The sequence below is a fragment of the Mycobacterium sp. D16R24 genome (assembly GCF_002013385.1).
Classification (GTDB): domain Bacteria; phylum Actinomycetota; class Actinomycetes; order Mycobacteriales; family Mycobacteriaceae; genus Mycobacterium.
In genome coordinates this window covers 101,255-119,552 of sequence record NZ_MAEV01000012.1, presented here as the reverse complement: position 1 = coordinate 119,552, position 18,298 = coordinate 101,255, and the positions used below count along the sequence as shown (strand labels likewise).

At 65.1% G+C, this 18,298-nt stretch carries 19 protein-coding genes and 1 pseudogene; 12 read left to right on the top strand and 8 right to left on the bottom strand.

Features of this window, described 5'->3' with window-relative positions; genetic code table 11:
• Positions 1-8: 8 nt before the first annotated feature.
• Positions 9-929 (top strand): LysR family transcriptional regulator, encoded by a 921-nt coding sequence (locus B4383_RS10890; RefSeq protein WP_078288092.1) that lies wholly within the window; start codon positions 9-11, stop codon positions 927-929.
• Here B4383_RS10890 and B4383_RS10885 read toward each other — a convergent pair.
• The 4 genes and pseudogenes from B4383_RS10885 to B4383_RS10870 all read right to left on the bottom strand — a co-directional run bounded on the left by B4383_RS10885 (position 926) and on the right by B4383_RS10870 (position 5,940).
• Positions 926-2,581: a hypothetical protein gene (locus B4383_RS10885; RefSeq protein ID WP_078288093.1), complete on the bottom strand. Its 1,656-nt coding sequence runs from the start codon at positions 2,579-2,581 to the stop codon at positions 926-928. The genes B4383_RS10890 and B4383_RS10885 overlap by 4 nt on opposite strands.
• 157 nt (positions 2,582-2,738) lie before the next feature.
• Positions 2,739-3,608 (bottom strand): annotated as a pseudogene (locus B4383_RS10880) (FAD-dependent monooxygenase); the annotation flags it as partial.
• Positions 3,609-3,833: 225 nt separating this feature from the next.
• Positions 3,834-5,156 carry a lipase family protein gene (locus B4383_RS10875; protein WP_078288094.1) on the bottom strand — a complete coding sequence of 441 codons (1,323 nt, stop codon included), beginning with the start codon at positions 5,154-5,156 and terminating at the stop codon, positions 3,834-3,836.
• A 64-nt stretch (positions 5,157-5,220) separates the two neighbouring features.
• Complete coding sequence (locus B4383_RS10870) at positions 5,221-5,940, bottom strand: NUDIX domain-containing protein (protein WP_078288242.1); 720 nt, start codon at positions 5,938-5,940, stop codon at positions 5,221-5,223.
• An 83-nt stretch (positions 5,941-6,023) separates the two neighbouring features.
• Here B4383_RS10870 and nadA point away from each other — a divergent pair, with 83 nt between their 5' ends.
• From nadA to nadC, 3 genes are read left to right on the top strand one after another with little or no spacing between them, the layout of a single operon-like run.
• Positions 6,024-7,052 (top strand): quinolinate synthase NadA, encoded by a 1,029-nt coding sequence (nadA, locus tag B4383_RS10865; protein ID WP_078288095.1) that lies wholly within the window; start codon positions 6,024-6,026, stop codon positions 7,050-7,052.
• On the top strand, positions 7,049-8,608 hold the full coding sequence (locus tag B4383_RS10860; RefSeq protein ID WP_078288096.1) for an L-aspartate oxidase: 1,560 nt from the start codon (positions 7,049-7,051) through the stop codon (positions 8,606-8,608). The genes nadA and B4383_RS10860 overlap by 4 nt, the downstream gene beginning before the upstream one ends.
• A complete protein-coding gene (gene nadC / locus B4383_RS10855; protein WP_078288097.1) occupies positions 8,602-9,468 on the top strand; it encodes a carboxylating nicotinate-nucleotide diphosphorylase in 867 nt (288 codons plus the stop codon). The genes B4383_RS10860 and nadC overlap by 7 nt, the downstream gene beginning before the upstream one ends.
• A gap of 3 nt (positions 9,469-9,471) precedes the next feature.
• Here the strand turns inward: nadC and B4383_RS26900 are convergent, their stop codons facing one another.
• Complete coding sequence (locus tag B4383_RS26900; protein ID WP_078288098.1) at positions 9,472-10,182, bottom strand: nitroreductase family protein; 711 nt, start codon at positions 10,180-10,182, stop codon at positions 9,472-9,474.
• Positions 10,183-10,194: 12 nt separating this feature from the next.
• Positions 10,195-10,569 carry a nitroreductase family deazaflavin-dependent oxidoreductase gene (locus B4383_RS10845; protein WP_078288099.1) on the bottom strand — a complete coding sequence of 125 codons (375 nt, stop codon included), beginning with the start codon at positions 10,567-10,569 and terminating at the stop codon, positions 10,195-10,197.
• Between the two features lie 203 nt (positions 10,570-10,772).
• On the opposite strand from B4383_RS10845, the gene hisD reads away from it, so the two are divergent.
• The 8 genes from hisD to hisI are packed head-to-tail and all read left to right on the top strand — an operon-like array spanning position 10,773 to position 17,151.
• Positions 10,773-12,092 (top strand): histidinol dehydrogenase, encoded by a 1,320-nt coding sequence (gene hisD / locus B4383_RS10840; protein ID WP_176126537.1) that lies wholly within the window; start codon positions 10,773-10,775, stop codon positions 12,090-12,092.
• A complete protein-coding gene (locus B4383_RS10835) occupies positions 12,089-13,222 on the top strand; it encodes a histidinol-phosphate transaminase (protein WP_078288101.1) in 1,134 nt (377 codons plus the stop codon). Before hisD ends, B4383_RS10835 begins: the two co-directional genes overlap by 4 nt.
• The gene (hisB, locus tag B4383_RS10830; protein WP_078288102.1) at positions 13,219-13,842 is read left to right on the top strand and encodes an imidazoleglycerol-phosphate dehydratase HisB; all 624 of its coding nucleotides are present in this window, start codon (positions 13,219-13,221) and stop codon (positions 13,840-13,842) included. Before B4383_RS10835 ends, hisB begins: the two co-directional genes overlap by 4 nt.
• Positions 13,839-14,489 (top strand): imidazole glycerol phosphate synthase subunit HisH, encoded by a 651-nt coding sequence (gene hisH / locus B4383_RS10825; protein ID WP_078288103.1) that lies wholly within the window; start codon positions 13,839-13,841, stop codon positions 14,487-14,489. Before hisB ends, hisH begins: the two co-directional genes overlap by 4 nt.
• Entirely contained in the window at positions 14,486-15,217 is a 732-nt protein-coding gene (gene priA / locus B4383_RS10820; protein ID WP_078288104.1) for a bifunctional 1-(5-phosphoribosyl)-5-((5-phosphoribosylamino)methylideneamino)imidazole-4-carboxamide isomerase/phosphoribosylanthranilate isomerase PriA, read from the top strand. The genes hisH and priA overlap by 4 nt, the downstream gene beginning before the upstream one ends.
• 1 nt (position 15,218) lies before the next feature.
• The gene (locus B4383_RS10815) at positions 15,219-16,034 is read left to right on the top strand and encodes an inositol monophosphatase (protein WP_078288105.1); all 816 of its coding nucleotides are present in this window, start codon (positions 15,219-15,221) and stop codon (positions 16,032-16,034) included.
• Entirely contained in the window at positions 16,031-16,804 is a 774-nt protein-coding gene (gene hisF, locus B4383_RS10810) for an imidazole glycerol phosphate synthase subunit HisF (protein ID WP_078288106.1), read from the top strand. The genes B4383_RS10815 and hisF overlap by 4 nt, the downstream gene beginning before the upstream one ends.
• A complete protein-coding gene (hisI, locus tag B4383_RS10805; protein ID WP_078288107.1) occupies positions 16,801-17,151 on the top strand; it encodes a phosphoribosyl-AMP cyclohydrolase in 351 nt (116 codons plus the stop codon). Before hisF ends, hisI begins: the two co-directional genes overlap by 4 nt.
• Before the next feature lie 10 nt (positions 17,152-17,161).
• Here the strand turns inward: hisI and B4383_RS10800 are convergent, their stop codons facing one another.
• Positions 17,162-17,620 carry a peroxiredoxin gene (locus B4383_RS10800; RefSeq protein WP_078288108.1) on the bottom strand — a complete coding sequence of 153 codons (459 nt, stop codon included), beginning with the start codon at positions 17,618-17,620 and terminating at the stop codon, positions 17,162-17,164.
• 10 nt (positions 17,621-17,630) lie between these two features.
• On the bottom strand, positions 17,631-18,059 hold the full coding sequence (locus B4383_RS10795; RefSeq protein ID WP_078288109.1) for an HIT domain-containing protein: 429 nt from the start codon (positions 18,057-18,059) through the stop codon (positions 17,631-17,633).
• Positions 18,060-18,298 lie beyond the last annotated feature (239 nt).

The following is an 18,298-nucleotide window of genomic DNA, read 5'->3' as shown; positions in this document are numbered from 1 at the left end:
ATCCGATAATGGATCGATGGACGTCCCAGCTGGCTCCCCAACTGCGGGCTCTGGTGGAACTGTCCGCCCACGACGGACACATGACGCAGGCCGCTCTCGCGCTGGACATTCCGCAGTCGTCGATGAGCCGACGGATTCACGCGCTGCAGTCGGCGCTCGGGGTGCCACTGCTCATTCACGACGGTAGGACGGTGCGGCTGACTCCTGAGGCGCGACGACTGGCTGCCCGCGCGCGTGAACCTCTCGCCGAGCTCGATCGCACACTCGCGGAGCTCACCGGCGACGCGGACCCAGAGCACGGCACGGTACGTTTCGGATTCCCGCTCACCATGGGCTCGGGTCATATCCCAGATCTGCTCGCCGCCTTCCGTCATCGGAACCCGGGCATCCGGGTGCTCCTCAAGCAGGCGCACGGATCGCAACTCGGCGCAGAGCTGATGACCGGCCATCTCGACCTTGCCGTAGTGATCCCCGCGCCAGAGCGCCTGCACCACACCACGATCGGTATCCAACAGATTCAGGTCGCGGTCCCCGCGCACCACCGGCTCGCCGCGGCGGCCGAACTACATCTGGACGAGCTGGCCGGCGAGACGTTCATCGCCAACCCGCCCAGCTACAACCTCCGGCAGCTCACCGAGACGTGGTGCCGCGAAGCGGGATACACCCCAAACATCGCCATCGAAGTCACCGAGTTCGGCACGATCCGCGAACTCATCAGCCGCGGGCTTGGCATTGCACTCCTGCCTCATGATGACCGCACGCCGCCCGGTATCCGCGAAATTCCGCTCGCAGGCGGAGGCCAGCACCGTTCCATTGCCCTCGCCTGGGGCACCACCACCCGCGCGGCGCCCACCCGTCGCCTGAACGATTTCTTGCTCCAGCATTTCTCACCGACCGCCGTCAACGGTGGCGAGACGCGCGACGCCTAATCGTGGCTGCCGCCGCCCGATTTCGAACTCCCGCCACCGGATGAGGACGAGCTGTTCCCCGATCCCGAGGACTTGCTCGTCGAGTCGTGTGTCGAAGAGGTGCTCGGCGACTTGGATCCGGAACTCTTGGATTCGGATGGCTTCGTGCCGGAGGTCTTCGCCTCCGAACCCTTGGTCTCTGGCCCCTTGGTCTCCGAAGCCTTTGTCTTGGTATTGGGGGCCTTGGCGTCCGTCGACGTGGTATCGGATGTCTTGTTGTCTGCGACCTTGGCACCCGACGCGGATGCCCTCGCTTGTCCGGTGGTCGACTGCGAAATGGGGCCGCGAACGGTGCCTTGTGCGCTGATGGTGCCGTGTTCGGTGGTGGTGGCCGTGGGAACCTTCTGCTTGACCGGCTTGTCCGACTGGTCCTTGGCCGCCGCCGCGGTGGGCGACTTGTCGTTCTTCGCCGAATCCTTGGGACTCTCAGTGTCTTTCGCCTGCGTGGTCTCCTTGGCTGCTTCGCCAGAAGTTCCCTGAGCGTCGGTCACCGTACGGGTGGGTGCGGCATCTTTGGGAGACTCCTTGGTGCCTTCCGCCGCGGTCTCCTTGTTCTTGGACGTGGATTTCTCGTCCGTCTTCTTCTCCTTGTCGACGACGGCAACGGTCTTGTCCTTGGCGGGCGTCGTGCTCTCGGCAGCTTCCTGAGGGCCCGGTTCCTTAGGACCCTGTACGTCCTTGGCTTCCTTGGTATCGACAGCGGGGCCCTTGATGGTGTCCTTCGCGGCATCATCAGTGGTTTCTTGTGCGGTGCCGGTCTTTTCGAGGCTTGTCAGCTTCTGATCGATTTTCGTCAGACCCAGTGCCTCCGCGAAATGTTCCTCTGCATCCTTGAACGCCTTGGTGAAGGGCGCCAATGCCTCGTGAACGGACGTGGGGGTCGTGCCGACGGCATCCGCTGTCGCTTGCAGGGCCAAACCGGGAAGGGGCGGCAACGGCGGTAGGAAATAGCGTGCCTCTGCCCATGCGAAATTGATGACGGAGTTGACAATGTCACCACCGAATCGCCCGAACGAATTGACGATGTTGGAGAAGCTGGGGTCGTTGATGATGGGGTCGACGAGGTTATAGACAAAGCTGTTGGCGATGGGCCGAATGAGGTTGTCGTAGACGATGCCGATCTGCGCGCTGACAAGTCCGCCGATGACGGGAACAAATCCGGCACCCCACTGCGCGAGGTCCACGCCGTAGTCCACCCAGTACTGGATGAACTGGTAGGCCTGGTCGATGCCGTTGGTGATGGAGTTCGCGACGGCCGGACCCGCGGCCGCCGCCGCGGGCGCACTGGACCGAGACGGTGCGGCGGAGGGCGTGAGAGGCTGGGGGGCCGCCGCACGCGGCTTCACCGAGAGAGAGGGATCGGTGATCGGCGCGCTGGACGCCCCGGCGGCGGTCGACGGCAGCGGGAACTTCAATGCGGCAAATGTGCTCAGCGGGGCCTTGCCGGTCTGCGGCGGGAATGCGAACGAGCTCAGACGAACTGAGGCGGATCGGATATCGGGCAATGAGATGGCCTGCGGCGTGCGCGGAACCACCGTTGGTGCCACGACCAGGGCGGTCGCGGTGATAGCGGCCATACCCGCCTTGAACAAGGGATTGGCGGTCCGGTCCATCTCACTCCTCTGTCGATTCGAAGCGACCCGGACGTCAGCGTACGGGGTACTCACGCGTGAACGGGCCATTCCGACGAGGCGGTGTCGTGCAGCAACGCAGCAACCGTCGTCTCCAAAGATGTTCTCGCGCTTTCCGATCCGGGCCCTGGCTAATATGCTAAGGGCGGACGAGCCCCTGGTAGTCACGGATGGCGAAGGTGTCGTGGATATTGAGCGCGCGTGCCGCGACCAGCCGCGAGGCAATGCGGGCCAGTGGTGATGGCAAATGGCCAAGGATTCGTGCGCCGTGAACAAGAGTCCACAGGCCGACACGGCTCTTGGGCACCAGGGTGCCCGACGGGGTGAGAGCCAGGCGGCGGCTGCGGTGCACGTGCTCGCCATGGCCGCTTCGCAGGCGGGGTAGGCGCGGGTGTGATCACCTGCGGCGGTCGCGATTTCCCCGGCGAGTACCTACGCCCCCACGACTGCGAGGCTGGCACTTCCGCCCACGGCGGGGCCGGGGCAGTATCCGGCGTCGCCGACGAGCGTTATGCGGCCCTTCGACCAGGTGGTCATCCGCAGCTGGGTAATGGAGTCCATGTAGAAGGTGACGGTCGCGTCGACCTCCGCCAGCATGCGGGGCACCTCCCAGCCGAAGTCGGCGTATACGTCCCGCAAGAGTTCCTTCTGCCGCGGTATGTCCCGGTGGTGATAGTCGAGTGGCTCGGGAGTACGGAATGAGGAAGAACGCCCGAGCATCCGGGAGCTGAGCGGTGCTGTATATGCCTGCCATTCGGTCGACCTTCGAGAACATCACCGCGCGGTCGGCCAGATCGAGATAGTTGGGTATCGATGCGACCGCCAGGTATTCACCCAGCCAGTGTGAACAGCCAGACTCGGGACCGAACGCCAGACCACGAACATTCGAGTGCAAGCCATCGGCGCCGACAACGAGGTCGAACCGGCGCTCGGGGCCTTGCTCGAAGGTCACGTGCACCCCGATGTCGTCTTCGGTGAGCGACGTGATGGAGTCTCCGAAGATGTACTCCGTGTTGTGGTCGCATCGTGTTGTCATGGGGCATCATCGTGCGCGATCTGGCCACCATGAGGCAGTTCGGGCCACGGTTGCCCGGATCATCTGCACCCCTGACGGTTTCGCGCCCGCCAGCAACGCGATCAGCTTGCGCACCATCGAGTACGCGGATCGGTCGCATCGACAGGTAAAAAGGCCGCGGTGGACGCCACCATCGCCGCGCCGAACAGCTGAGCGTCCTTAGAGGGGACGTCCGCCCATGACCTTGGCGCTCACCCAGCCGAGCTTGAGCAGGCCGAGGTAGGTCGAGGGTTTGAAGGCCAGCGGCCAGCTCGTACGGCGCGGTGCCGTCGGCAGTGCCTCGCCGCTGAATCGTGCGCCCAGCCATGCCATCGACATCGGTGCGGACATGGGATGCAGCAGCAGGTGCTCGTTGAGCAGATCGCGGTGATAGGTGACGTGGGCGCCACCGCCGCGGTAGTTGTCTGCCAGTTCGTCGATGCATGAGGTCGAAATGATCTGGTCGTGCACGGCCTGAACGATCAGGACGGGTGGGGTGGGGACCGTCTTGCCGAGTTTGATGCTGTCGAAGACGTGCTGCACCTCAAGTGTCTCGAGGAGCTGGTCCAGTGGCTGGTCCACCAGATCATCCATGTCCTTGAAGGCCATGGCGACGATGGCCCGCAAGGTCGGCATGTCTTCGAGCCGTCCGAGAAATGCCTTGCCCTGGGGTGTTGCGTGCTCCTCGATGACGCGCTCAAGGCCTGGGTAGACATGCGACAGAGCGGCGACAACCAGGGCGGGTAGGGCGGCGAACAGTCCGCCGTTGAGTCGCCGGAAGGTGTGTCCCAGGTCCCCCACGGGGGATCCCAGCACAGCGCCGGCGATGGTGAGCTCGGGTGCGTAGTCCGCGCTGACCTCCGCCGTCCACGCGGTGGCGAGACCTCCGCCGGAGTAACCCCATAGCCCGATAGGCGCTTGCCGGGACAGTCCCAGTCTGTCGCAGTTCAGGGCTGCCCGAAGTCCGTCCAGGGTCCGGTATCCCGGTTCTTCCGGGGCTCCCCAGATGCCGTCGACGCCTTCGTGATCCGGTATGGACACGGCCCAGCCCTGGGCAAGGAGCGCCGCGATCAGCAGCAGTTCGAACTGCGCGAAGGAGCCGAGCGCATGTGCGCCCCGCCGCAGGGCGTAGGAGGGAAAGCAGCGATCGGTGACGGCGTCGATGGCGCATTGATACGACACGATCGGAACCGTTGCCGCCGGGCCGGTGCCGGTGGGTGTGAGCACCGTGGTGACCGCGGCGTCGGCGCGCCGATTGAGGTCATTGCTGCGGTAAAGCAGCTGCGTCGCGGTAAATCGCTGGGGGATCACGCCCAGGAACGCCATTTCGACATCCCGGGTGCGCAGCACGGTGCCGGGCGCGGCGTGTTCGAAGCCGAGAGGCGGGAGGTAGAACGGATCCTCGGTGGGCAATAGCGGGCGAACGCCGCGCTCAATGTCCTGATGAGCCGGTTCGCCGATCCACTTGACGTCATCGGATATAGCCAGGTCGTGGGGTGCCATGCCTGCGCTCCCTTCAATGTCCCCGGCATTCATACCTTAAGGAGACTCTAAGGGGCTAGCCCTGTCATCCAGGAGGGCGTAGCGCAGCAAACTCGTCGGTGACCCGGTACCGGTCATCGGTGAATCGGTAGAGCGCCGCGGGACGACCACCGCTGCGGCCTGATCGCACGGTGGTGCCGGTCGGCGTGAGCACGCCGCGCCGCACCAGCACACGTTGAAGGTTGGTGGCGTCGACGGGATATCCCAGCGTCGCGCAGTAGATGTCGCGGAGCGTTGAGAGCGTGAATTGCTGTGGTGCCAAAGCGAATCCGATGTTTGTGTAGGACATCTTCGCGACCAGGCGGGTGTGTGCGTGCGCGACCATCACGCGGTGGTCGAAGGCCATCGCGGGCAGGTCGCTCACACGGTGCCACTGAGCGTCGGCGGGCAGCTCGGGGGTGGCGGGGAAGGGGACGAGCCCGAGAAACGTCGAGGCGATGGTGCGTGGGCCAGGCACTCGGTTCGGCGCGGAAAACACGGCCAACTGTTCAAGGTGTGCCAACTCACGCACGTCCACCTTCTCGGCGAGCTGCCGACGGATGGAGGAGGGGAGGTCCTCGTCGGGGCGGACTTGGCCGCCGGGGAGAGCCCATGCGCCGTGGTGCGGTTCGAGTGCGCGCTGCCACAGCAGCACGGCGAGCTCGGGCGTGCGCGCGGGGCCATTTGTGCTGGTTGAGGTGTCACTGAAGTGACGCACTTGGAACACCACGGCTAACACCTCGTGCTCGGTGCTAGTATGGACCATGTTTTCGATCATAAGTCGAAAACCTCGGTAGGCCAAACGGAGCCCGAAAGCCGACCGAGACCCGAGGGCGCGAGGAGGCGGCCATGACGGCAGCTGACGTGTTACTTGACGGCGTGATCGACGGCCCTGGTGGATACAGCGGTGTGGAGGGCGATGCCCGTTGGGCCGAGCAGGTGCGCCGATTGGCCGACCAGCGCGGCGCCACACTGCTCGCGCATAACTATCAGCTTCCGGCGATCCAGGACGTGGCGGACCACGTCGGCGACTCGCTGGCGCTCTCCCGCATTGCCGCCGAGGCGCCAGAGGACACCATCGTGTTCTGCGGTGTTCATTTCATGGCCGAGACGGCCAAGATCCTCAGTCCGGATAAGACGGTGCTCATCCCGGATCAGCGCGCCGGATGCTCGCTCGCCGATTCCATCACCGCCGAGGATCTGCGGGACTGGAAGGCCGAATTTCCCGACGCCGTGGTGGTCTCGTACGTCAACACCACCGCGGCTGTGAAGGCGCTCACCGATATCTGCTGCACCTCCTCGAACGCCGTCGACGTCGTCGCGTCGATCGACCCGGACCGCGAGGTGCTGTTTTGTCCGGACCAGTTCCTCGGCGCACACGTCAAGCGGGTGACGGGTCGTCAGAATCTGCAGATCTGGGCGGGCGAGTGCCACGTGCACGCCGGAATCAACGGCGAGGAACTTGCCGGGCAGGCACGTTTACACCCGGATGCCGAGCTGTTCGTGCATCCCGAATGCGGGTGCGCGACATCGGCCCTGTACCTCGCCGGCGAGGGGGCCGTGCCCGACGATCGGGTGAAAATCCTCTCGACGGGCGGAATGCTCGACGCGGCCCGTGAAACGCGCGCACGGGAGGTGTTGGTGGCCACGGAGGTCGGCATGCTGCACCAGCTGCGTAAGGCGGCGCCCGACGTGAACTTCCTGGCGGTCAACGACCGAGCCTCATGCACATACATGAAGATGATTACCCCTGCGGCGATGCTGCGCTGCCTCGTGGAGGGTCGTGATGAGGTGCATGTGGACCCGGAAACCGCGCGGTTAGCGCGGCGAAGTGTGCAGCGGATGATCGAGATCGGGCAGCCCGGCGGCGGAGAATGACGCTGCCCGGGGGAGCCACCTGGAGCACTGATGCAGATGTGGTTGTCGTCGGTGCGGGCGTAGCCGGATTGGCGGCGGCGCTCGCCGCGCACCGCCGAGGGCGAAAGGTCTTGGTGCTCAGCAAGATCGGTGCTACTGCGACGCATTTCGCCCAGGGCGGTATCGCCGTCGTACTGCCCGACACGGACGATTCAGTCCAGGCTCATGTCCGTGACACGCTGAGCGCCGGGGCCGGTCTGTGTGATGTCGATGCGGTGGTCTCGATCGTGTCGGACGGTTATCGCGCGGTGCGCGATCTGGTGGCCGATGGTGCCCGATTCGACGAAACACATTCCGGACAATGGGCATTGACACGCGAAGGCGGACACAGCACCCGCCGGATAATCCATGCGGGCGGCGATGCGACCGGTGCGGAAGTGCAGCGGGCGCTCGATCACGCCGCGGCGACACTCGATATCCGTCGGAGCCATGTGGTGCACGACGTCCTCATCGGGCCGGACGGCGTGGGCGGTGTGGTCGTCCGAAACGCTGACGGCTCAGGCGTGATCCGTACCGGGGCCGTGGTTCTGGCTACCGGCGGCCTCGGGCATCTGTATTCGGCCACCACCAATCCAGAGGGGTCAACCGGAGACGGAATCGCACTGGCCTTGCGTGCGGGTGTGCCGGTGGCCGATATCGAGTTCATCCAGTTTCATCCGACCATGCTGCATGCCGCGCATGCCAACGGATGCCGGCCCCTCATCAGTGAGGCGGTCCGCGGCGAGGGAGCCACTCTTGTTGACGCCCGTGGGGATTCGGTGACCTCCGGAGTGCATCCCATGGGCGATCTGGCGCCACGCGACATCGTGGCCGGAGCGATCGCCCGCAGGCTGCGCGAGACCGGAGATCAGTGCGTCTATCTCGACGCGCGCACGATCGACAACTTCGCGGGCCGATTCCCCACCATCACCGCCGCGTGTGCGGCGGCGGGTATCGATCCGACGGCTCAGCTCATCCCGGTGGTACCGGGGGCGCATTACAGCTGTGGCGGGGTCGTCACCGATCCCTACGGCCGGACCGAGATCGCCGGTTTGTTCGCCGCGGGTGAGGTCGCGCGTACCGGGATGCACGGGGCAAACCGGCTGGCCTCCAATAGTTTGTTGGAAGGCCTCGTGGTGGGCAGGCGTGCGGGGGAGGCCGCCGCGCAGGTGACTGAACGGTCGGCCATGAGCGGGGAGCATCACGATGCGCAACCGCGTCTCGACCGTCGGCGGCTGCAGGCGGCGATGAGCCGTTGGGCATCCGTACTGCGTGATGCCGAGGGGCTCACAAACCTTGATGACGAGCTACGTTCGTGCGCCGCGGTGCCGACATCGACCCCGCTCGAGGTGGAAGACGCCGCGCTGACCCTCACCGCTGCCGCCGTGGTCGCCGCGGCCTCGGCGCGCACCGAATCCCGCGGCTGCCATGCCCGCTCGGATTGGCCCGGCACCGATCCCGATTTTGCCATCAGTTTTCCGGTGCGCCGGGACGCCGACGGATGCGAGGTTGCGCTACCGTCTGGGGTGCCATGTTGACCGCGACGCTGACGGAAACCGAACTCGCCGAGGCACGTTCGGTGGTCCAGCGTGCTCTCGAAGAAGACCTGCGCTATGGTCCCGATGTCACGAGCCAAGCCACCGTGCCCGCCGACGCCGAATGCACCGCCGCGATGGTGACGCGATCCGGCGGTGTGATCGCCGGAGTGGAAATCGCCCTCATCGTTCTTGACGCAGTGGTGGGCGCGGGGAACTACCGCGTGGAGAATCGTCTCACTGACGGCACTCGAGTCGGTACCGGGACAGCGCTGCTCACGGTCACCGCCCCCACCCGCGATCTGCTGACCGCCGAGCGCACCATGCTGAACCTGGTGTGTCATCTCTCGGGCATCGCGACCACGACTGCTGCCTGGGTGGACGCGGTCGACGGTACTCACGCGCAGATCCGCGACACCCGCAAAACCCTGCCGGGACTGCGACTCCTGCAGAAGTATGCCGTCCGCGCCGGAGGTGGCGTGAACCACCGCCTCGGCCTCGGCGATGCCGCACTGATCAAAGACAATCACGTCGTGGCCGCCGGTTCGGTGGTGGCCGCGCTGCGTGCGGTCCGAGCGGCGGCGCCGAACATCGAGTGTGAGGTCGAGGTCGACTCGCTCGAACAGCTCGATGAGGTCATGGCCGAGGGTGCCGAGCTCGTACTTTTGGATAACTTCCCGGTCTGGCAGACCCAGGTTGCCGTGCAGCGCCGCGATGCTCAGGCTCCCCAGCTCAAGCTGGAATCCTCGGGAGGGCTTGCGCTCGAGACGGCCGCGGCGTACGCCAAGACGGGTGTCGACTACCTTGCGGTCGGTGCGCTGACGCATTCCGCCCGGGTGCTCGACATCGGTTTGGATATGTAAACCTCAGTCGCGCAGCGCGGCCCGCGCGAACTCCGTCGTGTACGTCGCGTTGATGTCGATCCGCTGCTTCACGGGTGCGACGTTCTTCGAGTACATGCCGAGGATGCGCAATGCGTTCTGTGCGCCATCGGATTTCATGATCCCGTCGCCGCTGAACATTCCGATGGAGTCGACAATGGACTGCAAGTAGGGGTCTTTGTTTGCGCCCGCGTATTGAGGTGGCATGTTGTCGGCGATCTGTGCGGGCGAGTGCAGCTTGATCCAGCGCAGCGTTTGAACGAACGACGTGACTAGCTTTTGCACGATGAATGCGTTGAAGAACACCGCGAAGAACACCAGAACCACGACGGTGGCGACCTTGGAGCTCAGCCCGAGACCGAACCAGATGATGAACAATGAGGCCAGCACGATGCGTGGAACGGCGTTGAGCGCCTTGATGAACGGTGCGAGCACCTCCGACCAGTAGCGGCTGCGACCGGGAATATCCATGCGGGCCAGACCGTGCTCGCGCGCGTATGCCGTCAACGTGGTCGCCAGCGTGTCCCGTGTCCGGCCCGCGACAATGGCGACCCGCCAGGGCTGGATGTTCGAGTTGGACGGCGCGTGTTGCGGAGTCTCTAACGCGGCGTTCAGGATCTCCCGTGGAACTGGGGTCGCGAGAAAGGCGCAGATCGCCGACCGCCCCCGGGACCAGACGATCGAAGCCGGGGGCATCCAACACGGCAGCTACTTCGCGATATCGGCGACGAAGACCCCTGCGAGCTTGTTGACTTGCCGGGTCGAGCGGGTCAGCGCTGGATCTCCCTGGCCTTGCTCCACGATGCGCGGGTTGATCACATGGATCTGTTTGCCGCGAAAGAGCTTGATGTCGGCACCGCCGGCGGCGATCACGTTCTTGGTCCAGTTGGTTTTACCGTGAATCAGCCCGATGGAGATGACATCGCCTTTGCGGAATGCGTTCACGGTGGTTTCGTACTTGGTGCCTGACGTGCGGCCGAAGTGCGTAACGGTAGCGAACGACGGTAAAAAGCGCGCGATACGGGCCATGAATGGATTCATGAACTTGATCTGAGCTCGCTCAAGCCAATCGGGCATGAGCATGGGCACGCCGGGCTGATTGTTTGCTGACATCGATGATCCGATCGTTGTGGGCCGGTAGGGTCTTCCTGCCGACGAGTCTAGTTAGACGTGCGTCACACACAACCGGTGACTGCGCGGTAAATGGGGTTGAGCAGCTCTGGGAGAATGGCGGGGTGAGCGACGGACCCACCCCATCAGATGCTCTTCGCGCAGGCGGCACATCGCTGCTTCGCCGTATCGACATGCGCGGTGCGAACCTGTCCCCGTCCCATCTGCGCTCTGCCCTTCCGCGGGGCGGGACCGACGTCGATGCCGTGCTGCCGACGGTACGGCCCGTGGTGGAGGCGGTCAGGGACCGCGGCGCCGAGGCCGCACTGGAATTCAGCGCCCAGTTCGATGGCGTGCGCCCCGCGACCGTCCGTGTTCCCACTGCCGAGCTGGAGCGCGCACTCGCGGAGCTGGACCCGGCGGTGCGCGACGCGCTCGAAGTGTCCATTCTGCGAGCGCGTGCGGTGCACGCCGATCAGCGCCGCCAGGACACGGTGACCACCGTCGCGGATGGCGCCACCGTCACCGAGCGTTGGGTAGCCGTCGAGCGCGTGGGCTTGTACGTTCCGGGCGGTAACGCCGTGTATCCGTCGAGCGTCGTCATGAACGTCGTCCCGGCACAAACAGCCGGGGTGGGATCGCTCGTCATCGCGTCACCACCGCAGGCCCAATTCGGCGGACTGCCTCACCCGACGATTCTCGCGGCCGCACAGCTGCTCGGCGTCGAAGAGATCTGGGCCGTGGGTGGCGCCCAGGGTGTCGCGCTATTGGCGCACGGTGGTACCGATACCGACGGTGCCGAGCTCGCATCGGTCGACATGATCACCGGGCCCGGCAATATCTACGTGACCGCGGCCAAGCGGTTGTGCCGATCGCTGGTAGGTATCGATGCCGAGGCCGGCCCCACTGAAATCGCAGTCCTTGCCGATGAGACCGCTGATCCGGTACATGTGGCCGCCGATCTGATCAGCCAGGCCGAACACGATGTGCTGGCGGCGAGTGTGCTCGTCACCACGAGCGAGAAGCTGGCCGACGCCGTGGTGAAAGAGACTGCCGCACAGCTGGAGACGACGGTGCACGCAGAACGCGTCACCGCCGCGCTGACCGGTGCTCAATCCGGAATCGTTCTCGTCGACGACCTCAGTGCGGGGATCAAGGTCGTGAATGCCTACGCGGCCGAGCATTTGGAAATTCAGACGGCCAATCCGGTGCCGGTGGCCGCGCGCATTCGCAATGCCGGTGCGATCTTCCTGGGGCCATGGTCACCGGTGAGCCTCGGCGACTACTGCGCGGGATCCAATCACGTGCTGCCCACCGCCGGATGTGCACGGCATTCCAGTGGGCTGTCCGTGCAGACGTTCCTGCGCGGTATCCACATCGTGGATTACACCGAGGCCGCTCTCAAAGAGGTCTCCGGGCACGTGATCACGCTCGCGAATGCAGAGAATCTGCCCGCGCACGGTGAGGCGGTTCGACGCAGGTTCGAGCGATCATGAGCGGTCTGATCGGCGGCGCGGCCCGACTCGAGGACCTGCCGCTGCGCGACAGCCTGCGCGGCAAGAGTCCTTATGGCGCACCGCAGTTGACAGTGCCGGTGCGGCTGAACACCAACGAGAACCCGCACGAACCGTCGGCCGGCCTCATCAACGATGTGGCGGATTCGGTCCGATGGGTGGCGGCGGAGCTGCATCGCTACCCGGACCGCGATGCGGTGGCCTTGCGTACCGATCTGGCGGCCTACCTGGCAGAGCAGACGGGCGTACCCGTGGGCGCCGAGAATGTCTGGGCGGCAAACGGTTCCAACGAGATACTGCAGCAACTATTACAGGCCTTCGGTGGGCCTGGCCGCACCGCGCTAGGTTTCACGCCGTCCTACTCGATGCACCCGATCATTTCCGATGGAACCCAGACCGAATGGCTGCAGGCTCAGCGTTCGGAGGATTTCTCGCTGGATATACGCACGGCGGTCGCAGCGATTCGGGAGCATCAGCCCGACGTCGTCTTCGTGACGAGCCCCAACAACCCGACGGGACAGTCTGTTCCGTTGGAGGACCTGCGCCAGATCCTCGACGCGGCTCGGGGAGTTGTGATCCTGGATGAGGCATACGGCGAATTCTCGGCGGCGCCCAGTGGAATCACGCTCGTGGACGAGTATCCGGCGAAGCTGATCGTGAGCCGCACCATGAGCAAGGCCTTCGCCTTCGCGGGCGGACGGCTGGGATACCTGGTGGCGGCACCGGCCGTTATCGACGCACTGCAGTTGGTGCGGCTGCCGTACCACCTGTCGGTGCTCACGCAGACCGCCGCTCGCGCGGCGGTGAAACACCGTGCGGAGACCCTTGGTAGCGTCGCGACGTTGGTTGCCGAACGCATCAGGGTATCGGAGGCGTTGTCGGCCAGCGGATTCCGGGTTATTCCCAGTGACGCGAACTTCGTGCTGTTTGGCAGGTTTGTCGATTCGGCGGCGAGCTGGCAGCGGTATCTCGATGCGGGCGTTCTTATCCGGGATGTCGGCATTCCGGGGTATTTGCGCGTCACCATCGGGCTGGCGAGCGAGAATAACGTGTTCTTGAAGGTCAGCGACACACTGGCCGCGACGGACCTAGAGAAAGGTGCGCCCTCATGACAGCATCCGCGTGGAATCGGGTGGCGCGAGTGGCCCGGGCCACCCGCGAGTCGGACATCGTGGTGGAACTGAACCTGGATGGCAACGGTCAGGTGCACATCGATACCGGGGTGCCGTTCTTCGACCACATGCTCACCGCCCTGGGGACGCACGCCAGTTTCGATCTCACGATCACCGCCACGGGTGATACCGAGATCGAGGCGCATCACACGGTGGAGGACACCGCCATCACGCTCGGGCAGGCGCTCGCCGAGGCGCTGGGGGACAAGAAGGGAATCCGCAGGTTCGGGGACGCCTTCATCCCGATGGACGAAACTCTGGCCCACGCCGCGGTGGACGTATCGGGCCGCCCGTACTGTGTGCACACCGGCGAGCCGGACCACCTGCTGCACACCACGATCGCGGGCTCTTCGGTTCCGTACCACACTGTCATCAACGCGCACGTGTTCGAGTCGTTGGCGCTCAACGCGCGGATCGCGCTGCATGTGCGCACCCTGTACGGGCGCGACCCGCACCACATCACCGAGGCCCAGTACAAGGCCGTGGCCAGAGCGCTGCGCCAGGCCGTCGAGCCCGACCCGCGGGTTACCGGTGTGCCGTCGACCAAGGGCAGCCTGTGACCGGTGCCGGACCCAAAGTCGTTGTCCTCGACTACGGTTCGGGTAATCTCAGATCCGCGCAGCGCGCGCTGGAAAGGGTCGGCGCCGACGTCACGGTGACCGCCGATGCCGATGCGGCGCTCAATGCCGACGGTCTGGTGGTCCCTGGGGTAGGCGCCTTTGCGGCGTGCATGGACGGGCTGCGCGGCATTGACGGCGAGCGCATCATCGACGTTCGGCTCTCCGGCGGCCGCCCAGTACTGGGTATTTGCGTCGGCATGCAGATCCTGTTCAGTCGCGGCATTGAATTCGGTGTCGATACCGCAGGATGCGGCCAGTGGCCAGGCGTGGTCAGCCGTCTGGACGCACCGGTGATCCCGCACATGGGCTGGAACACCGTCGATGCGCCGACCGGATCGGACCTGTTCGCCGGGCTGGATGCCGACACACGCTTTTACTTCGTGCATTCCTACGCGGTACAGAAATGGGAGCTGGAAACGCCCGCCGAGTCACCCATCGCGAAGCCGCTGGTGACATGGGCGACCCATCACGTGCCGTTTATCGCGGCGGTGGAGAATGGGGCACTGGCGGCCACACAGTTCCATCCGGAGAAGAGCGGTGACGCGGGGGCCGTGTTGTTGAGCAATTGGGTGAAGGGAATCTCGTGAGTCTCGTTCTATTACCAGCGGTCGATGTCGCCGACGGCCAGGCCGTGCGCCTGGTGCAGGGCAAGGCGGGCAGCGAAACCACCTACGGCTCACCGCGTGATGCGGCGCTGGCGTGGCAGAACGACGGTGCCGAGTGGGTGCACCTGGTGGACCTGGATGCCGCCTTCGGACGCGGTTCCAACCGCGAGTTACTGGCACAGGTGGTGGGCGAGCTCGATGTGAAGGTCGAGCTCTCCGGCGGCATCCGGGACGACGAATCGTTGATGGCAGCGCTTGCAACCGGTTGCGCCCGAGTCAATCTCGGCACTGCCGCGCTAGAGGACCCGGAATGGTGCGCCTCGGCGATCGCCCGGCACGGTGAACGTGTCGCGGTGGGGCTAGATGTCGAAATTGTGGACGGCGAGCACCGGCTGCGCGGCCGTGGCTGGGTCAGCGACGGCGGTGACCTCTGGGAGGTGCTGGAACGTCTTCGTGCGCAGGGATGCTCGCGTTACGTGGTTACCGACGTCACCAAGGATGGCACCCTCACCGGGCCGAACCTCGAACTGCTGGCACAGGTCGCGGGTGTCGCGAACGCACCTGTCATTGCCTCGGGCGGGGTTTCGAGCCTCGATGACCTGCGTGCCATCGCAGAACTAACCGGCGCCGGTATCGAGGGCGCGATCGTCGGAAAGGCCCTCTACGCCGGCCGTTTCACCCTGCCCGACGCGTTGACTGCCGTTTCCTGACATGCCTACTACTGCGGAGCTGACTGCGCTGATTGCTGAGGCGTCCGCGATTTTGGACGTGGCGGCGCAGCGTTTCGTGGCCGGACACGGGGCCGATGGTGTCGTCTTCAAGGGCGGTAAGGACTTCGCCACCGAGGAGGATCTGGCCATCGAACGGATGGTGGTGAAGGCGCTCACGGAGCGCACCGGAATCGCTGTGCACGGTGAGGAATTCGGTGGTCCGGCCGTGGATTCCGGGCTGGTCTGGGTGGTCGACCCGATCGACGGAACCGTGAACTACGCGGCGGGTTCGCCGATGGCGGCAATTCTGCTGGGGCTGCTCTCCGACGGAGAACCGGTCGCGGGCCTGACCTGGTTGCCGTTCATGGGGGACAAGTACACCGGCTTGGCGGGTGGCCCCTTGGTGCGCAACGGCGTGCCGATGCCGCCGTTGCCCCGCGTCGATCTCGCGGATGTGGCGGTGGGGCTGGGCACCTTCAATGTGGACTGGAAAGGCCGGGTGCCGGGACGCTATCGGCTGACGGTGCTGGAGAAGCTGAGCCGCATCACGTCGCGACTGCGTATGCACGGCAGCACCGGGATCGATTTGGCGTTCACCGCGGGCGGGATCCTGGGCGGTGCGGTGAGTTTCGGCGCACACGTGTGGGACCACGCCGCCGGTATCGCACTGGTTCAGGCGGCGGGCGGCCACGCGACGGACCTCGGTGGCAATCCCTGGACCCCCGAATCGCCGTCAGTGCTGGTGGCCGCGCCCGGCGTGCACGAACAGATTCTGGAAGTGCTGGCCGGGGTCGGGGATCCGGAGGACTACCGATGAGTGTTGCTACCCGTGTCATCGCCTGCCTCGACGTCGACGATGGTCGAGTGGTCAAGGGTGTGAACTTCGAAAACCTGCGTGATGCAGGAGATCCAGTGGAGCTAGCTGCCGCGTATGACGCCGAGGGCGTGGACGAACTGACCTTCCTCGACGTCACGGCCTCGTCCTCGGGTCGGGCGACAATGCTGGATGTGGTGCGGCGCACCGCCGAGCAGGTGTTCATTCCGCTGACGGTGGGCGGTGGTGTGCGATCGGTGGAGGACGTCAACGTGCTGCTGCGTGCCGGTGCGGACAAGGTGGGCGTCAACACCGCGGCGATCGCGCGCCCGGAACTGCTGGCCGAGCTGGCGCAGCGGTTCGGATCTCAGTGCATTGTGCTGAGTGTGGACGCCCGCCGGGTCCGCGAGGGTGACCCGCCGACTCCGTCAGGATGGGAAGTCACGACCCATGGCGGCCGCACGGGCACCGGGATCGACGCCATCGAATGGACAACGCGCGGAGCCGAATTGGGAGTGGGGGAAATCCTGCTCAACTCCATGGATGCCGATGGCACCAAGGCGGGGTTCGATCTTGCGATGATCACGGCCGCGCGTGCGGCGGTCGACGTTCCGGTGATCGCCAGTGGCGGGGCTGGCGCGGTTCAGCACTTCGCGCCGGCGGTCAAAGCGGGGGCCGACGCGGTGCTGGCGGCCAGTGTCTTCCATTTCCGCGAGCTGACCATCGGCCAGGTGAAAGCGGCTATGGCCGCAGAAGGGATCACCGTGCGATGAGCGACCTCGATCCGGCCATTGCCGACCGCTTGAAGCGGGACTCTGCCGGTCTGCTGACCGCGGTGGTGCAGGAGCACGGCACGGGCACGGTGTTGATGGTCGCCTGGATGAATGACGAGGCCCTGGCACAGACCCTTGCGACGCGACGCGGCACCTACTTCTCACGTTCGCGTCAGCGCCTGTGGGTCAAGGGCGAGACGTCGGGTCATACCCAGTACGTGCATGCGGTGCGGCTGGACTGTGACGGCGACACACTGGTGCTCGAAGTCGATCAGACCGGGCCGGCATGCCACACCGGCGCGCACAGTTGCTTTGACGCCGATGAGCTCTTGGGTGAAGAGCGTTAAGTTGCGCGTACTACGTGCGGGCGCGGAGGAACTCTAGGGCCTTGTCCGCGTGGGCGTTCATGTTGAGCTCGCTGGAGAACACCTCGAGCACCGTCTTGTCGGTGTCGATGATGAACGTGGTCCGCTTGACGGGTGCCAGCTTGGCCAGCAGTCCGCGCTTGACGCCGAATGCCGTGGAGATCGCCCCGCCCTTGTCCGAGAGCAGTGGGTAGTCGAACTTGCGCTTGTCGGCGAAGTCTGCCTGCTTTTCGACCGAGTCGACGCTGATGCCGACGCGAGAGGCGCCCACTTCTTTGAATTCGCTTGCTAAGTCCCGGAAATGGCAGGCCTCGGCGGTGCAGCCCGGCGTATTCGCGGCGGGATAGAAGAACAGCACGACGGGTCCGTCGGCCAGGAGCGCGGAGAGGCTGCGGGTTGTGCCGGTCTGGTCCGGAAGTTCGAAGTCGGCGACACGATCACCAGGTTTCATGAGTCGAACGCTACGCCAGCGCGTCGGACAGCCGGTTTCCCAGGGCGGTGATTGTGCGCATGTCACCACGGACACCGGGCGCCCAGGGCAGTCCCAGCCGGTCTTTGAACTTGTCGATGTACCGGGGGATCACGTGGAGGTGAAAATGAAACTCCGTCTGCCATGCGTGCGCGCCGCAGCAATTCAGGAGGTTCACCCCGTCGGCCCCGAGTTCGGTGACGACCGCTTTGGCGATCCGCTGGGCGGCCACCGTCACAGCGCTCAGATCACCGGCGGGTATCTCAAGCAGATCCTTACTGTGCTGCTTCGGAACCACCAGGAGATGTCCGTCTGAGCCGGGGTTGATGTCCATGAAGGCATAGGTTTTGGCATCCTCCGCGACGCGTACGCCGGGCACAACACCGGAGACAATTCCGCAAAACAAGCACTCGTCAGCCACCGCTTCACGCTAGAGACATTGACCTATCGAACAGGTGTTCGATAGCATGAAGGCATCGGGAGATGCGGCCGAACAGGCCCGTATATCGGGCTCGACGTGATGAGGTGCGACATGCCATCGAAGAACGTGACGGTGTTCCTGCCCGGCGGCGCGGTGTGGGAGTTTCACTGGGAATTTCACTGGCGCAACAGGGCTCACCGGCACTCTCGCAATGGCGCGCGAGCGTCGACATGCGAACA

Bases quoted from the DNA above. Each gene is read 5' to 3' on its own strand.
- B4383_RS10890 (WP_078288092.1), top strand. From the start codon at position 9: ATGGATCGATGGACGTCCCAGCTGGCTCCCCAACTGCGGGCTCTGGTG.
- B4383_RS10885 (WP_078288093.1), bottom strand. From the start codon at position 2,581: ATGGACCGGACCGCCAATCCCTTGTTCAAGGCGGGTATGGCCGCTATC.
- B4383_RS10875 (WP_078288094.1), bottom strand. From the start codon at position 5,156: ATGGCACCCCACGACCTGGCTATATCCGATGACGTCAAGTGGATCGGC.
- B4383_RS10870 (WP_078288242.1), bottom strand. From the start codon at position 5,940: ATGGTCCATACTAGCACCGAGCACGAGGTGTTAGCCGTGGTGTTCCAA.
- nadA (WP_078288095.1), top strand. From the start codon at position 6,024: ATGACGGCAGCTGACGTGTTACTTGACGGCGTGATCGACGGCCCTGGT.
- B4383_RS10860 (WP_078288096.1), top strand. From the start codon at position 7,049: ATGACGCTGCCCGGGGGAGCCACCTGGAGCACTGATGCAGATGTGGTT.
- nadC (WP_078288097.1), top strand. From the start codon at position 8,602: ATGTTGACCGCGACGCTGACGGAAACCGAACTCGCCGAGGCACGTTCG.
- B4383_RS26900 (WP_078288098.1), bottom strand. From the start codon at position 10,182: ATGCCCCCGGCTTCGATCGTCTGGTCCCGGGGGCGGTCGGCGATCTGC.
- B4383_RS10845 (WP_078288099.1), bottom strand. From the start codon at position 10,569: ATGCTCATGCCCGATTGGCTTGAGCGAGCTCAGATCAAGTTCATGAAT.
- B4383_RS10835 (WP_078288101.1), top strand. From the start codon at position 12,089: ATGAGCGGTCTGATCGGCGGCGCGGCCCGACTCGAGGACCTGCCGCTG.
- hisB (WP_078288102.1), top strand. From the start codon at position 13,219: ATGACAGCATCCGCGTGGAATCGGGTGGCGCGAGTGGCCCGGGCCACC.
- B4383_RS10815 (WP_078288105.1), top strand. From the start codon at position 15,219: ATGCCTACTACTGCGGAGCTGACTGCGCTGATTGCTGAGGCGTCCGCG.
- hisF (WP_078288106.1), top strand. From the start codon at position 16,031: ATGAGTGTTGCTACCCGTGTCATCGCCTGCCTCGACGTCGACGATGGT.
- hisI (WP_078288107.1), top strand. From the start codon at position 16,801: ATGAGCGACCTCGATCCGGCCATTGCCGACCGCTTGAAGCGGGACTCT.
- B4383_RS10800 (WP_078288108.1), bottom strand. From the start codon at position 17,620: ATGAAACCTGGTGATCGTGTCGCCGACTTCGAACTTCCGGACCAGACC.